The organism is Lysinibacillus sp. FN11 (assembly GCF_024628845.1).
Taxonomy (GTDB): domain Bacteria; phylum Bacillota; class Bacilli; order Bacillales_A; family Planococcaceae; genus Lysinibacillus; species Lysinibacillus capsici.
The window spans coordinates 2725598-2752021 of record NZ_CP102383.1 but is presented as its reverse complement, the minus strand read 5'-3'; the positions used below and the strand labels follow the sequence as shown (position 1 = coordinate 2752021).

The 26424-nt window shown below is 37.8% G+C and carries 23 protein-coding genes, 2 pseudogenes, 1 riboswitch and 1 other annotated feature; of the genes and pseudogenes, 20 read left to right on the top strand and 5 right to left on the bottom strand.

Annotated features, from left to right (window positions below; translation table 11 throughout):
- The first annotated feature begins 82 nt into the window (after window positions 1-82).
- Window positions 83-1528 (top strand): MDR family MFS transporter, encoded by a 1446-nt coding sequence (locus NP781_RS14715; RefSeq protein WP_257520236.1) that lies wholly within the window; start codon window positions 83-85, stop codon window positions 1526-1528.
- 88 nt (window positions 1529-1616) lie between these two features.
- Here NP781_RS14715 and NP781_RS14710 read toward each other — a convergent pair.
- From NP781_RS14710 to hisA, 3 genes and pseudogenes are all read right to left on the bottom strand, one after another.
- A pseudogene (locus NP781_RS14710) lies at window positions 1617-2365 on the bottom strand (GTP pyrophosphokinase family protein).
- 850 nt (window positions 2366-3215) lie between these two features.
- Complete coding sequence (locus NP781_RS14705; protein ID WP_202341276.1) at window positions 3216-3503, bottom strand: hypothetical protein; 288 nt, start codon at window positions 3501-3503, stop codon at window positions 3216-3218.
- Window positions 3500-4267 carry a phosphoribosylformimino-5-aminoimidazole carboxamide ribotide isomerase gene (gene hisA, locus NP781_RS14700; protein ID WP_257520235.1) on the bottom strand — a complete coding sequence of 256 codons (768 nt, stop codon included), beginning with the start codon at window positions 4265-4267 and terminating at the stop codon, window positions 3500-3502. The genes NP781_RS14705 and hisA overlap by 4 nt, the downstream gene beginning before the upstream one ends.
- A 189-nt stretch (window positions 4268-4456) precedes the next feature.
- On the opposite strand from hisA, the pseudogene NP781_RS14695 reads away from it, so the two are divergent.
- From NP781_RS14695 to mtnN, 16 genes and pseudogenes are all read left to right on the top strand, one after another.
- Window positions 4457-6888 (top strand): annotated as a pseudogene (locus tag NP781_RS14695) (ATP-dependent RecD-like DNA helicase).
- Window positions 6889-7011: 123 nt separating this feature from the next.
- Window positions 7012-8445 (top strand): 4-hydroxyphenylacetate 3-monooxygenase, oxygenase component, encoded by a 1434-nt coding sequence (gene hpaB, locus NP781_RS14690; RefSeq protein ID WP_257520234.1) that lies wholly within the window; start codon window positions 7012-7014, stop codon window positions 8443-8445.
- A gap of 57 nt (window positions 8446-8502) precedes the next feature.
- Window positions 8503-8668, top strand: a riboswitch (M-box (ykoK) riboswitch).
- Between the two features lie 244 nt (window positions 8669-8912).
- Window positions 8913-9878, top strand: coding sequence for a magnesium/cobalt transporter CorA (corA, locus tag NP781_RS14685; protein WP_257520233.1), 966 nt, complete (start codon window positions 8913-8915; stop codon window positions 9876-9878).
- 68 nt (window positions 9879-9946) lie between these two features.
- Window positions 9947-10162 (top strand) — a binding site (T-box leader).
- Window positions 10163-10249: 87 nt separating this feature from the next.
- A complete protein-coding gene (gene alaS / locus NP781_RS14680; RefSeq protein WP_221679982.1) occupies window positions 10250-12910 on the top strand; it encodes an alanine--tRNA ligase in 2661 nt (886 codons plus the stop codon).
- A gap of 88 nt (window positions 12911-12998) precedes the next feature.
- On the top strand, window positions 12999-13265 hold the full coding sequence (locus NP781_RS14675; protein ID WP_004226839.1) for an IreB family regulatory phosphoprotein: 267 nt from the start codon (window positions 12999-13001) through the stop codon (window positions 13263-13265).
- A gap of 2 nt (window positions 13266-13267) precedes the next feature.
- Complete coding sequence (gene ruvX / locus NP781_RS14670) at window positions 13268-13684, top strand: Holliday junction resolvase RuvX (RefSeq protein WP_257520232.1); 417 nt, start codon at window positions 13268-13270, stop codon at window positions 13682-13684.
- A gap of 18 nt (window positions 13685-13702) precedes the next feature.
- The gene (locus NP781_RS14665) at window positions 13703-14011 is read left to right on the top strand and encodes a DUF1292 domain-containing protein (RefSeq protein ID WP_004226842.1); all 309 of its coding nucleotides are present in this window, start codon (window positions 13703-13705) and stop codon (window positions 14009-14011) included.
- A gap of 372 nt (window positions 14012-14383) precedes the next feature.
- Window positions 14384-14911 (top strand): DUF1292 domain-containing protein, encoded by a 528-nt coding sequence (locus NP781_RS14660; RefSeq protein ID WP_257520231.1) that lies wholly within the window; start codon window positions 14384-14386, stop codon window positions 14909-14911.
- Window positions 14912-15060: 149 nt separating this feature from the next.
- Complete coding sequence (gene mltG / locus NP781_RS14655; protein ID WP_009373773.1) at window positions 15061-16188, top strand: endolytic transglycosylase MltG; 1128 nt, start codon at window positions 15061-15063, stop codon at window positions 16186-16188.
- A 286-nt stretch (window positions 16189-16474) separates the two neighbouring features.
- A complete protein-coding gene (locus NP781_RS14650) occupies window positions 16475-17107 on the top strand; it encodes an O-methyltransferase (protein WP_257520230.1) in 633 nt (210 codons plus the stop codon).
- Between the two features lie 5 nt (window positions 17108-17112).
- Window positions 17113-18045, top strand: a complete 933-nt coding sequence (locus tag NP781_RS14645) for a peptidase U32 family protein (RefSeq protein WP_009373774.1) — start codon at window positions 17113-17115, stop codon at window positions 18043-18045.
- 14 nt (window positions 18046-18059) lie between these two features.
- Window positions 18060-19340 (top strand): peptidase U32 family protein, encoded by a 1281-nt coding sequence (locus NP781_RS14640; RefSeq protein WP_004226855.1) that lies wholly within the window; start codon window positions 18060-18062, stop codon window positions 19338-19340.
- Window positions 19340-19978: a uridine kinase gene (gene udk, locus NP781_RS14635; RefSeq protein ID WP_221679987.1), complete on the top strand. Its 639-nt coding sequence runs from the start codon at window positions 19340-19342 to the stop codon at window positions 19976-19978. Before NP781_RS14640 ends, udk begins: the two co-directional genes overlap by 1 nt.
- A gap of 175 nt (window positions 19979-20153) precedes the next feature.
- Window positions 20154-20642 carry a transcription elongation factor GreA gene (gene greA, locus NP781_RS14630; RefSeq protein WP_257520229.1) on the top strand — a complete coding sequence of 163 codons (489 nt, stop codon included), beginning with the start codon at window positions 20154-20156 and terminating at the stop codon, window positions 20640-20642.
- 143 nt (window positions 20643-20785) lie between these two features.
- The gene (locus NP781_RS14625) at window positions 20786-21445 is read left to right on the top strand and encodes a YrrS family protein (protein ID WP_221679989.1); all 660 of its coding nucleotides are present in this window, start codon (window positions 20786-20788) and stop codon (window positions 21443-21445) included.
- 60 nt (window positions 21446-21505) lie between these two features.
- Window positions 21506-22198, top strand: coding sequence for a 5'-methylthioadenosine/S-adenosylhomocysteine nucleosidase (gene mtnN / locus NP781_RS14620; protein ID WP_257520228.1), 693 nt, complete (start codon window positions 21506-21508; stop codon window positions 22196-22198).
- A gap of 330 nt (window positions 22199-22528) precedes the next feature.
- Here mtnN and sigK read toward each other — a convergent pair whose 3' ends face one another.
- Both sigK and pssA read right to left on the bottom strand, forming a co-directional pair.
- Window positions 22529-23236, bottom strand: coding sequence for an RNA polymerase sporulation sigma factor SigK (gene sigK / locus NP781_RS14615; protein ID WP_004226867.1), 708 nt, complete (start codon window positions 23234-23236; stop codon window positions 22529-22531).
- 86 nt (window positions 23237-23322) lie between these two features.
- Window positions 23323-23760 (bottom strand): CDP-diacylglycerol--serine O-phosphatidyltransferase, encoded by a 438-nt coding sequence (gene pssA / locus NP781_RS14610; RefSeq protein ID WP_004226869.1) that lies wholly within the window; start codon window positions 23758-23760, stop codon window positions 23323-23325.
- A gap of 199 nt (window positions 23761-23959) precedes the next feature.
- Between pssA and NP781_RS14605 the strand changes: the two genes are divergently transcribed.
- The 3 genes from NP781_RS14605 to yqeH are packed head-to-tail and all read left to right on the top strand — an operon-like array spanning window position 23960 to window position 26400.
- Window positions 23960-24742 carry a phosphatidylserine decarboxylase gene (locus tag NP781_RS14605; protein ID WP_221679993.1) on the top strand — a complete coding sequence of 261 codons (783 nt, stop codon included), beginning with the start codon at window positions 23960-23962 and terminating at the stop codon, window positions 24740-24742.
- A 36-nt stretch (window positions 24743-24778) separates the two neighbouring features.
- The gene (locus NP781_RS14600; RefSeq protein WP_058844216.1) at window positions 24779-25300 is read left to right on the top strand and encodes a YqeG family HAD IIIA-type phosphatase; all 522 of its coding nucleotides are present in this window, start codon (window positions 24779-24781) and stop codon (window positions 25298-25300) included.
- The gene (gene yqeH, locus NP781_RS14595; protein WP_004226877.1) at window positions 25297-26400 is read left to right on the top strand and encodes a ribosome biogenesis GTPase YqeH; all 1104 of its coding nucleotides are present in this window, start codon (window positions 25297-25299) and stop codon (window positions 26398-26400) included. Before NP781_RS14600 ends, yqeH begins: the two co-directional genes overlap by 4 nt.
- Window positions 26401-26424 lie beyond the last annotated feature (24 nt).

Sequence of the window (26424 nt, the reverse complement as noted above, 5' to 3'; positions counted from 1 at the left end):
TTTATAAATTAAATCCCTTTCTCTTTTAATTCTAGTTCAAACTTGGTAATGTATGTCATGCAGGAAAGGAAAAGGTGACAGAATGAATAAAGTATTTATAGCACTATTACTTGTAACAGCACTCGCTGCAATTGAGGGAACTATTGTTAGTACTGCTATTCCGAGTATTACGGCTGATTTATTAGGTGTAGACTTAATAAGCTGGATTTATTCTGCTTATTTACTAGCTTCCGCCATAGCGGCGATTATTTTTGGTAAATTAGCTGATTTATTTGGCCGTAAACGGATGATTATTACAGGTATCATTATTTTTTTAGTAGGTTCTATGTTATGTGGTTTAGCTCAATCCATGGAGCAATTAATTGTTTTTCGAGCAATTCAAGGTATTGGCGCAGGTTCAATTTTGCCCATCACATTAACAATGGTTGGTGAGTTGTTTAAAACTGAAAAAGAGCGTGCCAAAGGACAAAGCTATTTAAGTATGGTATGGGGCGTCTCTGGTGTAGTGGGTCCATTATTTGGCGGCTTTATTGTTGACCAAGTATCTTGGCACTTTATTTTCTTCATTAATGTACCGTTTGGTTTAGCCTCTATTTACTTAATTGCTAAACATTATAAAGAACAATTAGAGGTAGTGAAGCGTAAAATTGACTACTTAGGTGCAGTATTTTTTACAATTGGCATGGTTGCGTTACTGTTTGTTATTATCGAAAACAGTAAAACACAAACTTGGTTATCAGGCCAATCGCTGCTAATGTATGGTGTTGCTCTTGTATTCCTAAGTATTTTTATCTGGGTGGAGTTGCGAGCAGAGGAGCCAATTATTCCGTTAACACTGTTTAAAAATGGACGACTAATGGTCATTAATGCATTAACTTTAAGTGGCATGTCTATTGTCATTGGTGTGACCGTTTATATTCCCATATTTGCCCAAAGTGTTTTAGGCAAAAATGCAACGCAGGCTGGTTTATTATTAACACCAATGTCTATTTTTTGGACGGTGAACTCGATTATGGCAGGTTATTTAATCGGTCGTTTAACAAATAAACGCATTATCCAAATGGGTACGATTTTACTTGTTACGGGTACACTATTGTTGGCAAGACTATCTTCAGGTTCTAATGATTTCAGCGTTTATTTCGCATCATCATTAATTGGACTAGGGATGGGCTTTATTATGCCGATGCTAATGATTTCCATACAAAAGGTGGCTGATCCAAAGCAACTTGGTATATCAATTGGTTTGAACTCCTTTACAAATACATTTAGCCAAGCGATTGGTGCAGCGCTATTTGGTATGATTTTCAATCTAGCAACAAGTGAAAAAATGGCTTCATTAGGAAAAGGTGAAATTCAATTAAATGGTGAATTTGCAAAAGGTGGTTTTAATTTAGAAGAAGTAAGCTTTTTAAAGGACACTATTGCCAATGGCGTCAGTTATGTATATATAGCTACCTTTATTTTTGCTATTGGTGCACTTATTTTCTCCTTTTTTGTAGCAACGAAATCCACAAGGAAGGCGCAATAGCAAATAACTAGTACAATCCACCTCACATTCTGTGGTCAAGCAGCGTGTGAGGTGGTTTTTCATTTGATGACTAAACCATAGAATAAATTTACTTTTTGAATAGAGCGTCATCAATTATTTTATTGCCAGGTAGATCCGTTAAGTATTTCGCTAAATGTGCGATTGGGGTACTGTCTAGCAATGAAGGCTCGGCTTCATTTTCTTTTAAAATATTGATTTCCTTATTCAGTCGCTCCATTTTTCGATCTAACTCAGCTGCTTGTAGGGCGGCTTCCTTTAATTCATGACGAATATGCTCAGGTACTTCTTTGTTATACTTATAATAAATTTTGTGTTCTAAGCTTGCCCAGAAATCCATTGCAATTGTACGAATTTGGATCTCTGTATAGACCTTTTCCATATGGTCTGACATAAAGATAGGAATTTTAATAATGAGATGTAAGCTTTGGTAGCCATTTTCTTTTGGATTGGCTATATAATCCTTCACCTCAACAACTTCCATGTCATGCTGTGCTTGTAACATGGCACTTACCTTGTAAATATCCTCCACGAAGGAACAGGTGATGCGAGCACCAGCTATATCGCGGATATTTTCACGCACAGCCTCTATTGATGGAGGAAGCTCTTTTTTCATCATCTTCGTTAAAATACTTTTAGGTGATTTTATACGTTAGATACATGCTCAATTGGATTATATTCATGAATTAACTTAAATTCTTCTTGTAATATATTAATTTTCGTTTCCACTTCCTGTAGAGCAAATTTGTAAGCTAAAAAGAAGCGTGTTAATTCAGTTTGAAATGATTTTAAAGTGTTTACTTCTAGTTCAGTTTTCATCGTTTGTAAATCCTTTCTTTTTTTGGTTTGTTCGATTTTTATTTTTTGTATAGCTGTGATGGCAATGAGATAGCCGATAGTTGGTGAAATTCCATAGCCCATAATAGGCATAGGAAAATGACCCACGAACGTGACAAGGATTGTCATTAGAAAATATAAGCCTAAAGCTAATGACAAGGTATCTTTTTTCCATGGGACAAAGAATGGATAAATTAACAATAGGAGTGCTAAAACACCTAAAAAAAGCAAAATACTGCCCATGTCAGCCACTAAAAAAATAATTTGCTCCACATATGGGATTGGAGCTAAATGATCAAGAAAAATCCATGATGCGATGACAAAAAAAGCGAATAAGAGCAGTGAAATGTACTTCCAAATCGAATTTTCTATAGCTCTCCATAAAATAATAGTGGATGCACAAGCAAACGCAGTGATTTGTCCTGCATCAGGTTGCATTAATAATATACCTTCTATGAGGAACATGAATCCTATCGTAAATGATAAATGTTTATTGATTGAAAGCTTCCATAAATAAACAATTAGACTATATAAAAATTAAACGGACCAAAAGTTATCCACCGATGGACACCCTGTATACCAACATGTTCTGTATCCACTATGAAAGCCTACGCTATAGGAGATTATGGTGATCATCCCTATAAGAAGAGCGGGAAGCATAAAAATAAGGTAGGAAAATTTGAATATGTAGTTTAGTCATGTAAGCCCCCTGTGGTTTATGCTATACAATATATAACTCACATGACAATGAAAAGGTTTCAGAAATAGGGGCAAGGAAGAATGCAGAAGAGGATTTGAGGTTAAAACAAAGGGAACCATCTGTCCCCATGTTTTAACTAATAATTTCAGCATTTAAGTTATAACGCTTATTAAACTCATCAACGAAAACTTGTAAATCAATATAGGTTCCAATATAAGGCTCTGTTTCTTGATCGCGTAAAAAGCCACAAGTTGCCTTTAATGATTTTGAAAATTCCAGTAACATTTGCTCGTTGTCAAGTTGCACTTGAATTGCAAGAGAATTATCTTTTTTATTCACTTTAAAATATTTACCATCTATAATTCTCTCTAAATTTGTTTCTTGAAATGGAAAAACATAATCTTTATAAATAAGCTTCACAAAATCCCACCTTTTTTACAATATTCTACTACATCTGTATAAGGTAAATCGCCACCAAAAATAGAGAGCGCACTCCCAATGGTTACATGAAGTTTTCCGTTAGCTAATTGGTTAAATCTTTCTAAGTCTTCGATTGAACGAACGCCGCCTGCATAAGTAGTTGGGATAGATGTCCAAGCAGCTAAGTCCTGTACCAAGCTTTCCTGCATGCCACCCTTTTTTCCTTCAACATCGACAGCATGTATTAACAGCTCATCACAAAAATCTTCAATATAGGCAATCGACGCAGCATTGACTTCGAAGTGACTAAATGTAGTCCATTTATCTGTCATGACAAACCACTTCCCGTCACGCATCTTACAACTGAGATCGATGACAAGGTGTTCTTTACCAATTAATTGATTTAAACGCTTTAAACGTGCTAAATCGAGCTGACCATCATGAAAAATATAGGATGTGACAATGACATGCGAAGCACCTGCATCAATATACTTTTGAGCATTGTCAGCCGTAATGCCACCACCTATTTGCAAGCCTTGAGGATAGGCTGTTAGAGCGGATAGGGCAGCTTCTTCATTACCAGAGCCTAGCATAATAACGTGTCCACCTGTTAAACGATCTTGGGCAAACATTTGTGCATAGTAGCTAGCGTCATGTTGAGAAATAAAGTTTTCAACAACTGCTTGATTTGTATATCCCAAAGTGCTGCCTACAATTTGCTTTACTTTGCCATCGTGTAAATCGATGCAAGGTCTAAATTCCAATAATTTCACAATCCTTCCGTGCAACTAATTCATATTAATCATAGCATGGAACGGAGGATAAAGGCAGAGAATTGTCATTTGTCAAAATAATGTAAAAATAACGAAGCGAATCTATTTTTGTCTGCGATATTTTCATGTGGCTATGGTAAAATAAAAAGATTGAAAACTATAAGAAAGGACGGACCGAACATGACAGATCATTTAGATTTATTTGAACTCAATAAATTTTTTATACTCGGACGTCCGATCGTCTCTATCTTTCATAATGCGCAAAATATGTATTCGATTGTACGTGTGAAAATTCAAGAGACGAATTTGCAATATGAAGATAAAGAAATTATTGTTGTTGGTTATTTTCCCCCACTACAAATGGACGAACAATATCGATTTACTGGTATTTTAAAACAACATCCTAAATACGGTGCTCAATTTCAAATTGAGACATTTACGAAAGAGGTACCTGCAACTGAGCAAGGAATTATTCATTATTTATCTAGTGACCTCTTCGTAGGGGTCGGGAAAAAAACAGCTGAAACGATTGTTGAAAAACTAGGTGCGAATGCACTCCGTGTTATTTTAGAAGATCCTAATGCCCTCGATGCTGTTCCGCGTCTATCTGCTGAAAAAAAAGAAGTCATTCACCGCACCATTGAGCAAAACTTAGGTTTAGAGCGGATCATGATTCAATTGAATGAGTGGGGATTTGGTCCACAGCTTGGCATGAAAATTTATCAAACCTATAGAACAGAAGCCATTGAATTACTGACAGAGAATCCATACCGCTTAATTGAAGATGTGGAAGGGGTGGGTTTCTTTCGAGCTGATGAGCTAGGTGCAAAATTAGGTATAACTGGTAAACATCCTGATCGTGTCAAAGCAGCGATTTTACATATTTTAAATACAGCAGCTTTATCAGATGGACATGTCTATCTAGATGCAGAACATGTTTTACCGCTCGTTAAGGAAATGCTTGAACAAAGCCAACGACAGGAGATACCATTCGAAGATATTTCTCAAGCCTGCATCGGACTCCGTGAAGAAGGCAAAATTTGTGGTGAAGAGACAAGGTTATATTTACCGTCACTGTATTTTTCAGAGGTAGGGATTGCATCGAAAATCTTATCCCTTATCGAACGGAATATTAAGGCTGAACATTTTAGTAAAGATGAAATTCGAAAAGCCATTGGAGAAACAGAGGAGCTACTCAATGTTACCTATGCAGAAACACAAGCGAATGCCATTGAGCAGGCTTTAAATTCAGCTGTTATGATATTAACGGGTGGTCCTGGTACGGGGAAAACCACTGTTGTACGGGGAGTCGTAGAAGTGTATGCAAAGCTTCATGGCCTATCCTTAAATCCAAAAGAGTATGCTCAAAAAGAGGAGCCTTTTCCGATTATTCTTTGTGCGCCGACTGGACGTGCTGCTAAACGATTAGCCGAATCAACAGAGCTACCTGCGATGACCATTCATCGACTGCTCGGTTTTACAGGGCAAGAAAAAGAGGAAGAAACAGAGCGTGAAGTGACAGGTAAGCTGATTATCGTGGATGAAATGTCCATGGTTGATACATGGCTTGCCCATCAATTATTAAAAGCTTTACATGAAGATGTTCAAGTTGTCTTTGTAGGAGATCAGGATCAGCTTCCACCAGTAGGTCCAGGACAGGTGTTAAAAGATTTATTAGCATCCAAGCAGCTACCAACCGTCGAGCTAACAGATGTTTACCGACAAGCAGAAGGCTCAACGATTATTGAACTTGCCCATCAAATAAAAAAGGAACGATTCCAAAAGAGTTAACAGCTAAAACCTCTGATCGTTCGTTTATTAAGGCTTCAGCCGATCAAGTTGCCAACGTTGTAACACAGGTTGTCAAAAGTGCTGTCGCAAAAGGTCAGGAAATCCGTAATATCCAAGTGTTGGCACCCATGTATAAAGGACCAGCTGGGATAGATAATTTAAATAAAATGATTCAAGAGCTTATTAATCCAAATGATACTGGAACACGAAAAGAGCTAGTCTTTGGGGATGTAACCTATCGAATAAAGGATAAAGTTCTTCAGCTTGTCAATCAACCAGAAAGCAATGTCTTTAATGGAGATATGGGTGAGGTCATTAGTATTATTAAGGCGAAAGAGACGGTCGAAAAACAAGATTTATTGATCGTATCCTTTGATGGCAATGAAGTGACCTATCAACGAAGCGATCTCAATCAATTGACACTAGCTTATTGTTGCTCCATCCATAAATCACAGGGCTCTGAGTTTCAAACGGTCATTATGCCAGTGGTTAGAGGGTATTCCAAAATGTTACGGCGTAATCTTTTATACACAGGTATTACACGTGCTAAAAACTTTTTGATTTTATGTGGTGAACCAGATGTACTTGCAGATGGTTTACAACGTACAGATGACCTACAGCGTTTCACCTCTTTACGTGCAAGACTTAACCCAATGGAAATTGAGGAAGAACTTGTGGAAGTCGAGGCAGTGTCAGTTGAAAATGAAGTGACGCAGGAGCCTGTTTCCATTGAACAAAAGCTAACAGTAGAAACAGCCCCTTTTATTCATCCAATGATTGGTATGAATGATGTCTCTCCCTATGATTTTTTGGATGACTAAAATAAATATACCCGATTAGACTGTCTAATCGGGTTTTTCTAATTGATGTATCGTCACCTAATATTTGGACATTTCATATACTAGATAAGTACAAAAACATAGGGAATGTATAGGGGTGACAGCATGCCAATAATGACAGGGCAGCAGTATATTGAACGAATTGATGCTTTAAAAACGTATATTTCGATAGATGGGAAAATCGTGACAGGGAAGGTGTCAGAACATCCTGCCTTTAAAGGAATTATTCAGAGTCAAGCGAAACTTTTTGATTTACAACATCAAGAGGCACTTCTTGAAAAAATGACCTATGAATCGCCAACTAGCAAACAGAAAGTTGGCATGTCCTTTCTTCAAGTATTGACGCAAGAAGATCTTGTGAAAAGGCGCCATGCGGCAAGAGAATGGGCATTATCTTCACAAGGCTTTATGGGGAGAAGCCCTGATTATATGAATACAACATTAATGGCCCTTGCATCAGCGTCAGACTTTTTAAAAGAGAAGCCAAATTGTTTCCCAGAGCATTTGCTAAAGTTCTATGAGTATGCTCGCGAGAATGATATTACGATGACACATACCTTTATTGAACCACAGGTAAATCGCAAACGCTATTACTATGAGGATGAAGAAGTAACCATTGCTGCTAAAATCATTGGGAAGACAAGTGAGGGCTTAGTCATTAAAGGGGCAAGATTACTAGCAACACAGGGTGGCATAACAGATGAGCTTCTTGTTTTATCGACAAATGGCTATGATGAAGGAAAAGGTTTCGGTTTTTCTATTCCAAGTAATACTAAAGGCTTAAAGTTTTTATGTCGGCAATCGTTTGTAGGGGGAGATTCTACCTTTGATTATCCGTTAAGTGCTCGTTTTGAAGAAATGGATGCAATCGTTGTGTTTGATGATGTAGTTGTCCCATGGGAACGTGTTTTTTACTATGAAAATATAGAAGTGGCCAATCAATTTATGAATGTCAGTGGCTTCCAAGCTTACACATTACATCAAGTGTTATCTCGCCAAATTGCCAAGACCGAATTTGTACTTGGGGTTGTGCAATCGATAGTGGACACTATTAACATCGGAGACTATCAACATGTACAACAAAAAGTGGTGGATGTGATTGTGCCATTAGAAACGATGAAAGCACTGTTAATCAAATCAGAAGTGGATGCACAAAGAGATAATTTTGGCTTTATTCGACCTGACCTTGCAACCCTCCAAGTAGCTATTCAAATTTTCCCGAAAGTTTATCCAACTTTTACGGAAATTATCCAGCAACTAGGAGCAAGTGGCTTGATGTCTATACCGACTGAACATGCATTTGCAGTAGATGACGGTGATCTTGAACATTATTTGCAATCATTCAAAGACAAAGGAGAAGAGCGAGTAAAGAAATTCCGTTTAGCTTGGGATTTAACGATGAGTAGTTTTGGCACAAGACAGACATTGTACGAACGCTTTTTCTTTGGTGATCCTGTACGTTTATCTAGCTTGCTCTATCAATCTTATCAACGAGAGCATTTAGTGCAAAGAGTAGAAGACTTTCTGAAAAATGATTGATAGAAAGTTTGACAGTTGTGAAACTATCCGTTATCATTTACAGGAATAAAAAAATAAGACTCCCTTCGTTAGGTGAGGCTCCTATGCTGGAGATACGCTACTACCCAAAAATGTCGAGAGACGCCAATGGGTCAACAGAAATCATCGAAATAAGGTGTTTTTTAACGTAGCTGGACATATTCCTATGCCGCATAGTGCTAAAACTCAACGTTTGAAGGTAACAAGCATGCAATGTATTTTATTGCTATTTTTTGATATGTGTATTCAACACGCCTTCATTCGTAGAAGGCGTGTTTTTGTTATGGAAGGAAGGTGATGAGAAATGGATAGTAGTCCTGAACCGAATAAGTATCATTTAGGCAAACGGAAACATATAAAAAGTCATCGATTTCTGATCACCGATGCAGACAAAAGGTGATAAGGATGACCTTTTGTTTCCCTCAATAACAAACATGAGGTGAAATGCAATGATTAAAATCCACTATTATAATAGCAGCAGCAAGACAGTCCAACATGATTTCAATATGATTGATTTAAAACTCCCTATTCATAACGAAGATTTATTATGGGTAGATTTATATGCCTATAGTTATAATGAATTGAACAATATAGCAGATGTATTTGGCTTTCATCCACTATCAGTTGAAGATTGCTTACATGAAGGCTCACGTCCAAAAATGGATAGTTATGGTGATTATAAATTTTTTGTGCTCCATGCACCAATCTATAATGAGAAAAGTAACAATGAAATTACAACAGTTGAGTTAAATATTTTTATGGGACCAAACTATATTGTGACTGTGCATAAACAAAAGTTGCAATGGCTAGGGAAAATGGAGAATGTTTGTGTCAATAGCCCAAGATATTTAGAAAAGGGTACTGATTTTTTATTGCATACTATTATTGACGGTATTACAGACGAATACTTCCCAGTATTAGAACGAATTCGCGCACGTATAGATGAACTAGAAGAAGAAATTTATGACTATCAACCAAAAGTGGTGACAGAGGAATTTCTTGCGTTGAAGCGGACAATTATTTTAATTCGTCAGGCCATTATGCCACAAAGGAGAATTTTTTCTACAATCAATGGCCAGTGGAAATTTGACATTCAAGAAGAAAATATTCCATTCTATAAAGATTTGAATGACCATCTAGAACGTATTGTCGACTCCACAGAGACATATCGCGATTTAGTGAACAGCACGCTTGATACGTATTTTTCAATTATCAGTGGGAAATCCATTGAAAAGCTGAATTTATTAACGGTCATTTCGACAATTATGTTACCACTATCAGTAATTACTAGTTTTTTTGGAATGAATGTACCTTTACCTTATCAAGATACCCCTTATACAACGATTGCAATTAGCGCCTTCTTAGTTATTTTTACATGGGGTATGTGGATATATTTCAAAAAAATGATTGCTTAGTTAGTGTTAGTCATACTAGTACTAATTGACAGCGCAATAGATTTTTTTTATAATTTTCGATAGAAAAAGTAAAAACGATGATGGAAAAAGTACGTATTTGTGTGTGTACAAGAAAGGGATTTCTAGGCTGAAAAAATCCTCACAACAGCAAATGCCGAAAGCTACTCCAGAGTGCAGCTAATCCCTGCCGTTCACTGACGTTACAAGTGCTAAAGAGGTAAGTAAGATTTTTACTTACAACTAGGGTGGTACCGCGAGACTAATGACAAGTCCTCGTCCCTTTTTGGGGATGAGGGCTTTTTTTATTTTCTTCGGTAGATCGCAGGACTCGTATCGTGATTTTACAATATAAAATAGGAGGAATTTATCCGATGAAAGCAGTAGATATTCGCCGTATGTATTTGGAATTTTTTAAAGAAAAGGGGCATCATCATGAGCCCTCAGCACCACTTGTGCCAATAAATGATCCATCACTTCTTTGGATCAACTCAGGTGTTGCAACTTTGAAACCATATTTTGATGGCCGTATTATCCCTGATAATCCACGTATTACAAATGCACAAAAATCGATTCGTACCAACGATATTGAAAACGTTGGGAAAACAGCTCGACACCATACATTCTTTGAAATGTTAGGAAACTTCTCTATTGGTGACTACTTTAAAAAAGAAGCAATTCATTACGCTTGGGAGTTTTTAACAGATAAAAAATGGATGGGCTTTGATCCATCATTATTATCTATCACGATTCACCCTGAAGATCAGGAAGCTTATGATGTTTGGCATCAGGAAATCGGTATTCCAGAAGAACGTTTAATTCGTTTAGAAGGGAACTTCTGGGATATCGGAGAAGGTCCATCTGGTCCGAACTCAGAGATTTTTTATGATCGCGGCGTAGAATACGGCTCAGATGAAAATGATCCTGAAATGTATCCAGGAGGAGAAAATGAGCGTTACCTTGAAATTTGGAACCTTGTGTTCTCTCAATTTAACCATAATCCTGATGGCACTTACACGCCACTACCAAAGCAAAATATTGATACAGGTATGGGCTTAGAACGTATTGTGTCCGTCGTGCAAAATGTACCAACAAACTTTGATACTGATTTATTTATGCCAATCATTGAAAAAATCGAGGAATTTGCCAACCGTAAATATAAACGACCTGGCGAAGTAGACTTAAATGAAATCTTTGGCTCAGAAGAAGATATTAATACACCATTTAAAGTGATTGCAGACCATATCCGTACAGTAGCATTTGCTATAGGTGATGGTGCCCTGCCATCAAACGAAGGCCGTGGCTATGTATTACGTCGTTTACTACGTCGTGCGGTTCGCTATGCTAAACAAATTGGCATTGAAAAACCATTTATGTTTGAACTTGTACCAACTGTGGGTAAAATTATGGAAGACTTCTATCCAGAAGTGACAGAGAAAAGCGAATTTATTCAACGTGTCATTAAAAATGAAGAAATTCGTTTCCATGAAACATTAGATGGTGGTTTAGCTATCTTTAATGAAGTAGTGGAATCTCAAAAAGCAGTCGGTCATGATTACATCCCAGGAGCAGATGCTTTCCGTTTATATGATACTTATGGTTTCCCAATCGAGCTAACGGAAGAATATGCAGAGGAAGTAGGCATGAAAGTAGATCATGAAGGTTTTGAGGCAGCGATGGAAGAGCAACGTGAACGCGCGCGTGCTGCACGACAAGATGTTGATTCGATGCAAGTGCAGAATGAAGTATTAGCAAACTTAACGGTTGCTAGTGAATTTGTTGGCTATGATACGTTAACTGTTAATACTGAAATCGCTGCAATGATCGTCAATGGTCAAGTTGCGAAAGTCGCTTCAGAAGGTCAGGAAGCATTGGTTATTTTAGCAAAGACACCATTCTACGCTGAAATGGGAGGCCAAATTGCCGATAGTGGTACTATTTCAAATGATAGCTTTACGGCTGTCGTAAAAGATGTTCAAAAAGCACCGAATGGTCAACCGCTTCATACAGTAGTAGTTGAATCTGGGGAAATGCATGTGGAAGATGCAGTGCAAGCAGTGGTCAATCGTGATGACCGCAATTTAATCATTAAAAACCATACGGCAACACATATTATGCAACGTGCATTAAAAGATGTGCTAGGTGATCATGTAAACCAAGCTGGATCATATGTAGGACCTGACCGTTTACGTTTTGATTTCTCTCACTTTGGTCAAGTTACAAAAGAAGAATTACAACAAATTGAACGTATTGTAAATGAAAAAGTGTGGGATGATATAGAGGTCATTATTGAAGAAAAAGGCATTGATGAAGCAAAAGCAATGGGTGCTATGGCATTATTCGGTGAAAAATATGGAGATGTTGTACGTGTAGTATCCATCGGAGATTATTCGATTGAGCTATGTGGTGGTATCCATGTTAAACGCTCTTCTGAAATTGGCTTCTTTAAAATTGTTTCAGAAGGTGGTATCGGTGCAGGTACTCGTCGTATAGAAGCTGTTACAGGAAAAGTTGCTTATGAAGCAGTAAAAGAAGAAGAAGCATTATTAAATGATGCAGCAGCATTATTAAAAGCAAATGCTAAAGATATTGTCACAAAAATACAGGCATTACAAGCAGACTACAAAGAATTACAACGTGAAAACGAAGCATTATCTCAAAAAATTGCCAATGCTCAGGCTGGGGCAATTGTTGATGCAGCACAAACAATTGGAGATGTCACAGTTCTTTCTACAAAGGTAGAAGCAAAAGACAATAACCAACTGCGTCAGATGATGGATGATTTGAAGGCGAAAATGCCAAAGGCTGTTATCGTTCTTGGAGCAGTGGATGGCGATAAGGTTATGCTATGTGCTGGAGTATCAAAAGAATTAGTTGGTGGCAATTACCATGCTGGAAATATCGTGAAAATGGTTGCGGAAGCATGTGGTGGTAAAGGTGGCGGTCGTCCGGATATGGCGATGGCAGGTGCAAAAGATGCATCAAAACTTGATGAAGCACTACTTTCTGTGTATGATTATGTTAAATCCATTTAATTAATTCACCAAAACATGTTATAATAAAGAGAAATTGGAGATGAGCTTGTTTGCACATCTCCTTATTTCTGAAAGCGAGGTGCTGGTCATGAGTTCATTTGATCAAACGATGAAATTTAATTTTCCAGAAGAATCAATGGAACAGGAAGTCAAGCAGGTAATGTTGAAAGTTCATTCTTCATTAGAGGAAAAGGGATATAACCCTATCAATCAGATTGTTGGTTACTTACTTTCTGGTGATCCGGCGTATATTCCTCGCCATCAGGATGCTCGTAATTTAATTCGCAAGCTTGAGCGTGACGAAATTCTAGAGGAGCTTGTTAAATTTTATATCAAAAAGAATAACGAGGACTAGAAATGAGAATTATGGGATTAGACGTTGGGTCAAAAACTGTGGGTGTTGCTGTAAGTGATGCACTTGGTTGGACCGCCCAAGGTATTGAAACCGTAAAAATTGATGAGGCAAATGGTGAGTTCGGTATTGACCGTATCTCTGAGCTAGTAAAGGAATATACTATAACAGAATTTGTTGTAGGTTTTCCAAAAAACATGAATAATACGGTTGGACCGCGTGGAGAGGCTTCTGAGAACTATAAAAAGCTATTAGAAGAGCATTTCTCACTACCGGTCAAATTATGGGATGAACGTTTAACGACGATGGCTGCTGAACGTATGCTGATCGAAGCGGACGTGAGTCGCAAAAAGCGCAAGCAGGTCATTGATAAAATGGCAGCTGTGATGATTTTACAAGGCTACTTAGATAGCAAAAATTAATTGATGAGGTGACTATGCATGGCACACGAGCATAACCATGAGGAAGAACTACATGTTCAACACATTACAGTGATTGACGAAAACGGAAACGAGCAGCTTTGTGAAGTGATTCACGTTCATGAATCTCCAGAGTTTGGCAAATCATATGTGTTTTACTCAATGGTAGGCGCAGAGGAAGATGAAGATGGCTCAGTTGAAATCTTTGTATCTTCATTTGTACCATCTGAAAATGGTGAAGATGGTGAATTAACACCAATCGAAACTGAAGCAGAGTGGGATATGGTAGAGGACGTTTTAAACGCTTTAGAGGATGAAAACGAAGACTAATCTTCTAACTCAAAGCTTGGAACAAGGATCGCAGCTTGCAGTCCTTGTTCCTTTTTTATTGAAGCTTTTCTATTGTAGAAGGATTGTTAAATGGAGGAATGAATGCATTGTAGATGTGTGAATTTGATCCACAATTGTTGGGAAACGTTCATAAAGTTAGAGGATTCGCTTAGAATTAGAGTGGCACCGCTCCATGAATGGAGGCTCCGCTCAAAGCCACGCTCGAAAATTTCGAGAGCCTGCTCAAATGTAGAGAAGAGAAGCTCCTAAACAGGGGAAACTTGCTCAAAAATAGGAGAAGCTATTCTAAAGTGTATAGCCTCAAAAACGATTTAATAAATGACATCAAATTGTCATAAAGGAGGAAACAGGATGAATGAAGAAACGCAAGAATTTATGATCATTGGGAAAGATGGTAAGGAACAGCAGTGTCGTGTGGTCATTACCTTTGATGCGGAGGACAAGTCCTATGTGTTATTTTCCCTTCTAGATGAAACCGGTCAAGAAATTCCAGGAGATCTTTCGGCGATGACTTTTGATTATGATGACAATACAGGTGAGATGACAAATTTACAGCCTGTTGAAACAGATGCAGAATGGGAAATGATTAATGAAGTGGTGTTAACATTACTTGATGAATTTGAAGAAGAACCACAGCTAATTACTGTGACAGACGAAGAGGGAAAAGATCAAGTGTGCGAAGTCATTCATACGTTTTCATCTGAGCAATTCGGTAAATCGTATGTATTATATGTGCCAGCAACAGATGAACCGATTGATGAGCGTGATATTTTTGCTGCCCAATATATAGCTGGAAATGAAGGCCAGATTGAAGAATTATACCCGATTGAGTCAGATGAAGAATGGGAATTTGTAGAAGAAGTATTAAACAATTTATAGGATAAACTATTTCTAGAATGCTCAAAAATCTGCTAACGAAAGTTGTTGGCAGATTTTTTACATATGTAATTTCTCCTGAATTGTCGATTTCTGTTTGTCGTGAAAGTTGATTTCTAGTATGATATTGAATAGTGATAGGGGGGAAACCCGTGGATAACGGTTCTAAAAAACAAGAAATGTTTTCAAAAATGCAAGAAAGAAAATCTGAGGTAAAAATCGTGAGAAAAATCGTCGCAATTATTGCCATTGTTTTCGTACTAATAATTGGCGTTGTTGGTTTATTTGGGTACAATTATGTAAAAGGTGCTTTAAAACCACTAGACCCTAATGCAACGAAAACGATTGCGGTAGAAGTACCAATTGGCTCTAGTTTGTCCTCCATTTCAACACTACTAGAGAAAAAAGGTGTCATAAAAGATGCACGTGTTTTTAAGTACTATGCAAAATTTAAAAATGAATCACAATTTCAAGCGGGAAATTATGATTTAACACAGGCAATGACTTTTGATGAACTTATTGAAAGCTTGAAAACAGGGAAGGTATATCGTAAGCCTGTCTTTACGATGACGGTCCCAGAAGGCTTAACACTTGAACAAATTGGGAAAGTGATTGAAAAGAAAACACCGTACACACAAAAAGAATTTATGGATCTTGTGACGAGTGACACATTTGTTCAACAAATGATGGCTAATTATCCTGAGCTAGTTACAGAGGCGGTTTTAGCTGACAATATTCGCTATGACTTAGAGGGCTATTTATATCCAGCTACGTATTCTTATTATGAGGAAAAACCATCCTTACAAGCGATTGTAGAAGAGATGATAGCAGCCATGAACAATGTGGTGAAGAACTATAGTGATGTATTAGCTGAAAAACAAATGTCCGTACATCAGCTGTTAACATTTGCTTCATTATTGGAAGAAGAAGCGACTGCTCAAACGGATCGAGAGACTATTGCAAGTGTCTTCTATAATCGAATCAATGAAGGGATGCCACTACAAACAGACCCAACCGTGCTCTATGCACTGGGTGATCACAAGGATCGTGTTTTATATGAGGATTTAGAAGTGGATAATGCCTATAACACATACAAAAATAAAGGTCTACCACCTGGTCCAATAGCGGGTGCAGGTAAAACTTCGATTGAGGCATCATTAAATCCAAGTCAAACAGATTATTTCTACTTCCTAGCAGATAAAGAGGGTGTCAACCACTTCTCGAAAACCTATGATGAGCATTTGCAGAAGGTAGAAAAATATTTACGAAAAGAAGAGTAAACGTATAGGAAGAACAAAAATCGTATAGCAAACAGATGGATAGAAGGAAAGAAAAATAGCTTTCCTTCTATTTTCATGCTATTATAAAGTGTGATTTTTGATCAATCCGTTCATTTATGCGGGACAAATATGCGTGGTGGCAATTGTTTGAGCATATCGAAGCAATTGCTCATTTTTGTATGGCAAAGTACCAAGACATCACGTTTGGTCTTTTTCTTTTTGTTGATAAATGATGAAGTACAGACAACGGCAAACGCTCGTTGCCTTTTAAATGAGGGTGGAAACAATGGAATTATCAGATGCATATATACAATCATTTATACAGCCACGTAATGAATTGCTTTTAGAAATGGAAGCATATGCGGAGGAGCATCACGTACCGATCATGCAGCTAGCAGGTATTGATGCATTAAATCAACTGTTGCGTATTCAAAATCCGTCAAAAATTTTAGAGATAGGTACAGCAATTGGTTACTCTGCTATTCGTATGGCAGAGGCATTGCCTCATGTCCAAATTGTTACAATTGAACGTGATCAAGATCGTGTAGCAAGGGCAAAAGCCTATATTAAACGTTCGACTGTATCAGATCGAATTACGGTCATTGAGGGTGACGCTTTAGAAGTGGATGACGAGGCCATTAACACAACATTCGATGCGGTCTTTATTGATGCTGCGAAGGGACAATACCAACGCTTTTTTGAAAAGTATGCACCTTTAGTAAAATCAGGTGGGGTATTGTATATCGATAATATGTACATGCATGGTTTGTCTGATTTAGAGTTGAAGGATGTTCCACGTCGTAAGCGAACAATGATTCGCAATTTAAAAAGCTTCACGGATTGGATTATGCAGCACCCAGATTATACAAGTGCTTTTTTACCAGTCGGTGATGGTTTATTACTATGTTTGAAGAGGTGACTACTATGAAAAAACCAGAATTGCTTGTGACACCACAATCATTAGAACATATAAAAGCACTTTTAGCCGCTGGAGCAGATGCTTTTGTTATTGGTGAACAACAATTTGGTCTACGTCTAGCAGGAGAGTTCTCAGTTGAAGAAGTAGAAGAAGCGACAAAGCTTATTCATGAAGCGGGTAAAAAGGTATATGTTGCAGTCAATGCACTTTTCCATAATGAGAAACTAGAGGCACTTGCTGATTATTTAAAAGAAATGCAACGTATCGGTGTGGACCGTTTAATTTACGGTGATCCAGCGGTACTCATTATTCGCAGAGAGCAAGGTGTTACGATTCCGTTACATTGGAATCCAGAAACGACAGCTACAAACTGGTTTACAGCTAATTACTGGGGGAAACGTGGTGCAACGCGTGCCGTATTAGCGCGTGAGCTTTCTCTTGATGAAGTATTAGAGATTAAAGAAAATACTGAAATGGAAATTGAAGTACAAGTACATGGCATGACATGTATGTTCCAATCAAAACGCCCATTACTCGGCCATTATTTCTTATATCAAGATAAAGTAATGGCTATTGAAAATCGCCAAGAAAATCGTAATATGTTCCTACATGATGATGAACGAAATAATAAATATCCAATATATGAAGATGTGAATGGTACACATATTTTCAGTCCAAATGATATGTGTATGATTGATGAACTAGGCGAATTATTTGAAGGTGGCATCGATGCGCTGAAAATTGAAGGTGTACTTCAAACACCAGACTATGTAGTCGCGGTAACAGAAGCTTATCGAAAAGCGATCGATACGTATTTTGACGAATCAGAAGACGCATATGAAGAAATAAAAGACGATTTATTAGCAAAAATTGAAGATATTCAACCAGCTATTAGACCATTAGATACAGGCTTTATCTTCAAGGAAACAGTTTACTAGGAGGGGACAATAACATGGCATTAGCGTTAGAGCAAAATGACAAAATCCGTGAGATTGTCAACGGTAAACGTGTCATTACTAAAAAACCAGAACTACTTGCTCCAGCTGGTAGCTTAGAGAAATTAAAAATAGCTGTCCATTACGGAGCAGATGCTGTATTTATCGGTGGGCGAGAGTTTGGCCTACGTTCGAATGCGGATAACTTTTCAATTGAAGAGATGCGTGAAGGTGTAGAATTTGCCAATCAATATGGTGCGAAAATATATGTAACAACAAATATTTTTGCCCACAATGAAAATATGGATGGCTTAGAGCGTTATTTAAAGGATATTGAATCAGTGGGCGTAACTGGTATTATTGTAGCAGACCCGCTCATTATTGAAACATGTCGTACAGCAGCACCTAAGCTTGAAATTCACCTTTCTACTCAGCAATCATTGTCCAACTGGAAGGCCGTCCAGTACTGGAAAGAGGAAGGTTTACATCGTGTTGTATTAGCACGTGAAGTCGGCGGAGAAGAAATGAAGCTGATGAAAGAAAAGGTCGACATTGAAATTGAGGCCTTTGTCCATGGAGCAATGTGTATTGCCTACTCTGGTCGTTGCGTTCTTTCTAATCATATGACGGCTCGTGACTCAAACCGAGGGGGATGCTGCCAATCATGCCGTTGGGACTATGATCTATATGAATTAGAAGATGGTGAAGAAAAAGCACTTTTCGATGAGAGCCATGCACCATTTGCGATGAGTCCAAAAGATTTAAAATTAATTGAAGCGATTCCTCATATGATTGAGCTAGGTATTGACTCGTTAAAAGTTGAAGGTCGTATGAAATCCATTCACTATGTAGCGACAGTAGTTTCTGTGTACCGTAAAGTGATTGATGCTTATTGTGCAGATCCAGATAACTTTAACATTAAACGTGAATGGCTAGAGGAATTAGACAAATGTGCTAACCGTGATACGGCTGAAGCATTCTTCCATGATGCACCTGGCTTTGAGGAGCAGATGTTTGGTGTGCATGGTCGTAAAACAACCTATGAATTTGCTGGACTTATTTTAGAGCATGATCCAGAGACAAAAATAGTGACAATGCAACAGCGTAATTATTTTAAACCTGGTGACGAAGTAGAATTCTTTGGTCCTGAAATTGAGAATTTCCGTTTAACAATGGGTGAAATTTGGGACGAGGATGGCAATAGCCTAGATGCAGCACGTCATCCATTACAAATTGTTAAATTTAAATGTGATACACCATTGAAGCCGCATAACATGATGCGAAAGGAGAATAACTAATGGCAGTGAAGCGCCCTGTTGTCATCGGAATCGCAGGTGGCTCATGCTCCGGAAAAACGAGCGTGACGCGCGCCATTTATGATGTTTTCCGTGAGCATTCTGTTGTGGTAATTGAACAAGATTTTTATTATAAGGATCAAAGTCATTTAACATTTGAAGAACGCTTAGGAACTAACTATGATCATCCGTTAGCTTTCGATAATGATTTATTAATTGAGCACATAAAAAAGTTGTTAGTTCGTCAACCAATTCAAAAACCTGTGTATGATTACGTCCAGCATACAAGGGCAGAAGAAGTTATACATGTTGAACCAGTAGATGTTATTATACTAGAAGGTATTCTAGTTCTAGAGGATGCTGATTTACGTGATTTAATGGATATTAAATTATTTGTGGATACAGATTCAGATTTACGTATTATTCGCCGCATTATGCGTGATATTAAAGAGCGTGGACGTACAACAGATTCGGTGATTGAGCAGTATTTATCAGCGGTTCGACCAATGCATAATTTATTTATTGAACCAACGAAACGTTATGCTGATATCATTATTCCAGAAGGTGGGGATAATGAGGTCGCGATTGATTTAATGGTAACGAAAATTAAAACTATTCTTGAAACCGACAACGTATTGTAATAAGATAGAGTGGTATTGACAATATTTACATGCATATTTTGAAAAAGCATGCATACTATTAGGTCAAAGCGTAATTTGAAAACGTTTAAAAATAATAAAATTCGATTAAGTGCATCTCACATGCATTTAGTCGAGTTTTATGTTTTTATATTGAAGAAACAAGGAGTGAAGGACTTTGGCAAATGAAAAACAGTACCCTATGACAGCTGAGGGAAAACGTAAATTAGAAGAAGAATTAGTAAAATTAGAAACTGAAACACGTAAAGAAATCGTTGAACGTATTAAAATAGCACGTGATTTTGGAGATCTTTCTGAAAACGCTGAGTACGATTCTGCAAAAGAAGAACAAGCCTTTTTAGAAGGTCGTATTTCAACATTAAAATCAATGATTCGTAATGCAGTGATTATTTCTGAAGACGAGACAGATAACAGTGTAGTATCACTAGGGAAAACGGTTACATTTGTAGAAATCATCAATGGTAAGCCATCAGCAGATGAAGAATCTTATACAATTGTTGGTTCTGCTGAGGCAGATCCTATGGAATTCCGTATTTCGAATGAATCACCAATTGCAAAAGGTCTACTTGGTCGTGCTGAAGGTGAAGAGGTTGTTGTTCAAACACCTGGCGGCGAAATGAAAGTGAAAATTCTCTCAATTAAATAATATGTATATGTACAAGCAGTTAGCCTTTGGCTGACTGCTTGTACCATTTTTAGCGTGAAAACTATGTAGTAAAATAATGAGTAGAATTATTTTGCAAGTGCTGTCGAACTTGATAGAATATTGCCTAGAGAGGGGGAGACATTATGAGTGAACGACAAACTCGAAGTGGTCGTCATTTGCAGCCATCTCGTAATAAAAAGCTAGATAAACTATTGAATGTTTTAATTGGTGTTGTGGTTGTACTCATTATTATCACAGCAACCTATGTGTTTAAATGGCAAGATGATGCAGATCAAGCAGTGAAAGAGGATCCAGCTCAAGAAGAACAGAGCGGTGATGATGAAAAAGAAGTAGAGAAAGAACCGACGGATGAAGAAAAAGAAGATCTCGCTGTAGAAGAAGATAAACCTTCAGAGGAAGAGTCGGAACCTGAGACATCCCAGCAAGAACAAGGCACAGCAGAAGAATCAGCATCAGATAATCCTATTGTTGAGAAGGTTATCACGAATAAAAATTGGCAGCCAACACCTACAACCCAAACAGGTCAGCATGTGTCTTCATATGACGACAAGTCTGTAGACTGGGCTGAGAAAGTAGCAACAGTATCTACTGTGACAGGTATTGACCAAAGCAATATGATCATCTGGCGTATGCAAAATAATGGTGGTCCTAATTCATCCATTGCTACTGTTTCTACAAATGATAAATCTCAAATGTATCGTGTAAGCATGGAATGGGTTGATAATGAAGGTTGGAAGCCTGTGAAGCTAGAGCAACTAAATACATTAGAAGGCGCCTATTGACGAAAATTACTCTTTTTATTATTTTTAATAGAGTTGATAAAAGAAGGGAAGTAACAGTACATGAAAATTGCAGTAATTGGCGCAATGGAAGAGGAAGTGGAGCTTCTAAGAGCAGCATTAGACAATGCACACAGCACAACGATTGCGGGTAGTGAGTATACAACAGGAACTTTTGAAGGGAAGGAAGTCGTATTATTAAAAAGCGGTATTGGTAAAGTAAATGCTGCTATGTCTACGACAATTCTTTTACATGAGTTTAAACCAGATGTTGTAATTAATACAGGCTCTGCAGGTGGATATGATGAAGCTCTTGAGGTAGGCGCTGTCGTTATTTCTGATGAAGTTCGTCACCACGATGTAGATGTCACAATCTTTGGCTATGAAATTGGACAAATGGCTGGTATGCCAGCAGCCTATAAATCAGATGAGAAATTGATGAAGGTAGCTGAGGAGGCTGTGAAGGCAGTTGGAGAGCACCAGTATGGCGTTGGTTTAATTTGCTCTGGAGATGCTTTTATGAATGATCCTGAACGTGTAGAGGCTGTTCGTCGTCATTTCCCTCAAATGAAAGCTGTAGAGATGGAAGCAGCCGCAGTTGCACAAGTTTGTTATCAATTTGCTACACCTTTTGTAGTCATTCGTGCATTATCAGATATTGCAGGTAAAGAATCGAATATTAGCTTCGATGAATTTTTACCAGTTGCTGCAAAACATTCGACACAAGTCGTATTAAAAGCAATTTCCTCACTATAAACTACACAGAATGGTCAAAATGTGTGGTTTATTCTGTGAGAAAAATCACAGTTAATACAAAAAACAAATGCTACACTGACATTAATAAATCTCTTCATAATAGAATGGGAGGCTTTCATGATGTTATTTTTAACAGCAGGTGTAGTCATTATTACAACTTTAATAGGTACGTTGATTTCAGCAGAACTCTCTGAATCAGCACATTAGTATGACGGGAAAGCTCCCTTGCGACATAGTCATGTTGCAGGGGAGCTTTTTATATGCCATAAAATAGGCATATTCTTCCGCCATTGAAGGATTGAATTTTTTTCATAACCATTTTACAATATATTATTCAATAGTTTTTTGGTCTCGTTTATATAGTTGATAGAGTTTAATAAGTGCCCGTTTTTCAATGCGAGATACATAGCTACGTGAAATATTTAAGCGTGCTGCAATTTCCTTTTGCGTAAGTGCATCCTGTTGATTTAATCCATAACGGAGTGTCACAATTTCGAGCTCACGTTCATCGAGCATATGCAAATAGTGGTATAGTTGTGCTACATGCTCTTTATGCTCTAGCTTCTCTGTGGCACTTTCTTCATCACACTGAAGTAAATCACGAATTTGCAGTGCGTTCCCATCTTTATCAGTTCCAATCGGCTCAAATAGCGAAACGTCTTTTTGCACTTTCTTTTGGGTGCGTAGATGCATTAAAATCTCATTTTCAATGCAACGAGCTGCATATGTGGCAAGTCGAGTTTTTTTATCAGGGGTATAGCTCTCAACGGCTTTCATTAGTCCAATTGTTCCAATGGAAATATAATCATCGAGTTGCTCATGTTTTGGATGGAATTTTTTAACGACATGCGCGACAAGCCTCATATTACGTTCTATTAGATCAAGACGTGCTTGCTCATCGCCACCTAAAAATCGTTCAATACAAGCAGCTTCCTCTTCTTTTGAAAAGGGTTTATGGAATGTTTGCCCCTTTAAATAGCCAAGCAATGCAGGGATTTCAAGCCATAACTGCAACATCGATGTAAAAATTCCGCTCATTGAATGATTTCATCCTTTCCCCATTTTTCGACAGTATATGTTTAAAAGCAGTGGGAAATGAAAAAAGTGCAACAGCAAATGTGCTGTTACACTTTTTTTAACGTAAATGTACTAATCATGAGTAAAGCTAAAATGGGGAAAAGGAAAAGATAAAATGCCGGATGGAACGTATAAGCTGCGAAATACGTTAAAGTTAAGAACGTACCTGCGGCTGTAATTGGTAAACCTGTGAAATAACCGTTCGCTTCGCTAATATTGAAGCGAGCTAAACGCATAGCGCCACAGACGATAAATAATACGGCCATCATCATGCCGACAAAACCAAAATCAACTAGAACAACTTCATACATTAATAATGCAGGCGCCACACCAAATGATATAATATCACTCATAGAATCTAATTGTTTACCTAATTCTGACACTTGTCCGAGCGCTCTCGCTACCTTACCATCGTAGCGATCAAGAAGAGCTGCTATAAAGATAAACAAGACACTATAGCTATAGTATTCATGTAGAGTGGCCATAATAGCCGCGCCTCCAAAGGACATATTACTAATTGTTATGAAGTTAGCTGCGTGCGATTTCATTTTCTTAACCGTGGTATCCACCAACTTGTGATAAAAAAACAAGGGGGATCACTCCTTTGCACTTAAGATATTGTACCATTATACTTCGAATGCGAAAAAATTGACAGTCTAAATTAATGGATAGGGGTTTTACTGTATGAAAGAAAAACTATATCAACGCTTGATAGAACTAACGAATGGTAAGCAATCTTCCCATCTTTTGCAAACAATTGCAAAAGCGAAGTGGAGTAAACGTATAATTCCAAGCTACATGAAGTTATACGATATTAACCTTGAAGAAGTTTCAAAAAAACAACAACAATTTTCGTGTTTACATGATTTTTTTACAAGAGAACTTATTGAAGAAGCTCGCCCTATTGAAAAAAATCCAACTGTATATGCCAGCCCAGTAGATGCAAAAGTGGAGTCCTTTGGACGTATTGAATGGGATATGACATTTCTTGTGAAGGGTAAGCCTTATGCATTACAAGATTTACTTGGCAATACAGAACGAGCTGCACAATATGCAGACGGACATTATATCGTTTTTTATTTAAGTCCGGCTGATTACCATCGTATCCATAGCCCGATAGATGGAGAAGTCTTACGACAATATACACTTGGTCAGAAATCTTATCCTGTGAATCAGTTAGGTCTTACATACGGTAAAAAACCAATTTCTCATAATTATCGTTTAGTGACTGAGCTGAAAACAGCAAATAATCAGCATGTTGCATTGATCAAAGTAGGTGCGACCTTTGTGAATTCCATTGTGCTTACCAATACAACAACGAAATGGCAGAAAGGGCAAGAAGTTGGTTATTTCTCATTTGGTTCTACTGTTGTGATGCTGTTTGAAAAGGATACAATTAAATTTACGGATAATGTTGTAAAAGGAAGCCCAATTCGAATGGGTGAAGCCTTTGCAAATATGCTATAATGGTCGAATAATACGTTAAGATTAGGGGTCGCTATTTTGTATAATTTTTTATTACCGAACGAATTTGTGACGAATATTTTTGAAATTACGCCGGAAAAGTTACAGGAATTAGGGATTAGAGGAATCATTACGGATTTAGATAATACGCTTGTTGAATGGGATCGTCCAGATGCAACAGAAGAGCTAATCATATGGTTACGCATTATGAAAGAATCAGGTATTCGTGTTATTATTGCGTCAAACAACAATGAAGCTCGTGTAAAGCATTTTGCTGAGCCGTTAGGTATCCCTTATATTCACAAGGCGAAAAAGCCACTTCGTAATGCTTTTTATAATGCACTGATTCAACTAGGCTTGCGTCCAAATGAAGTAGTAATGGTAGGAGATCAACTCCTTACGGATGTTATGGGAGCAAATCGCTTAGGCTTACACACAGTGCTCGTGAAGCCTGTTGCACAATCAGATGGGCTTGTAACAAAATTGAATCGTTTTATTGAACGTCGCGTATTTAATGATTTGAAACGAAAAGGAATTATAACTTGGGAGGAACAAGAATGATTGAAATGCCAAATTGTATTGGCTGTGGTACAACAATTCAAACAGAAGATAAAACAGCAGTTGGGTATGCACCCCCATCATCATTAGAAAAGGATGTGGTCATTTGCCAGCGTTGCTTCCGTTTGAAAAATTACAATGAAATTCAACCAGTCTCGTTAACAGATGACGATTTTTTACGTATTTTAAATGGTCTTGGTACACAGCAAGGCTTAATCGTAAAAATTGTTGATATATTTGATTTTAATGGAAGCTGGCTACCAGGGCTTCATCGTTTTGTAGGGAAGAATCCTGTCCTATTGATTGCCAACAAAGCTGATTTATTACCAAAGTCAGTGAAGCCCAAAAAAGTTATCAACTGGCTGAAACGTGAAGCAAAGGCTCTTGGACTACAGCCTGTCGATGTCCTATTAGTCAGTGCCCATAAAGGCAAAGGGATGGCAGAAGCAATGGAAGCCATCGATGAATATCGTAAAGGACAAAATGTATATGTTGTTGGCTGTACAAATGTTGGGAAATCTACGTTCATTAACCGAATTATTAAGCAGGCAACAGGTGAGGGTGAAGTGATTACAACCTCACACTTCCCAGGTACTACTTTAGACATGATTGATATTCCATTGGATGATGGTAGTGCATTATATGATACGCCAGGTATTATTAATCATCATCAAATGGCTCATCATATTGATTCCAGTGAATTAAAATATATTATGCCGAAAAAAGAAATTAAGCCGAAAGTCTATCAACAAAATGCAGGGCAAACTCTATTTATTGGTGCATTGGCAAGATTTGATTTTATTCAGGGTGACCGTTCTGCCTTTACAATCCATGTGGCAAATGATTTACCAATTCATCGTACAAAGCTTGAGAAGGCAGATGCGTTATATGAAGAGCATAAAGGAGAATTATTGGCACCCCCAACTGCGGACTTTATCGACCAGTTACCGCCATTGGTTCGTCACGAATTTTCCATCAAAGAAGCGAAAACAGATGTTGTATTTTCTGGGCTTGGCTGGATTACCGTTCAACATGCGAATGTAGTAGTAGCAGCTTACGCACCAAAAGGTGTACAAGTTTCAATTCGTCCTTCGCTGATCTAAATGGAGGACATAGTAGAGAGAGGG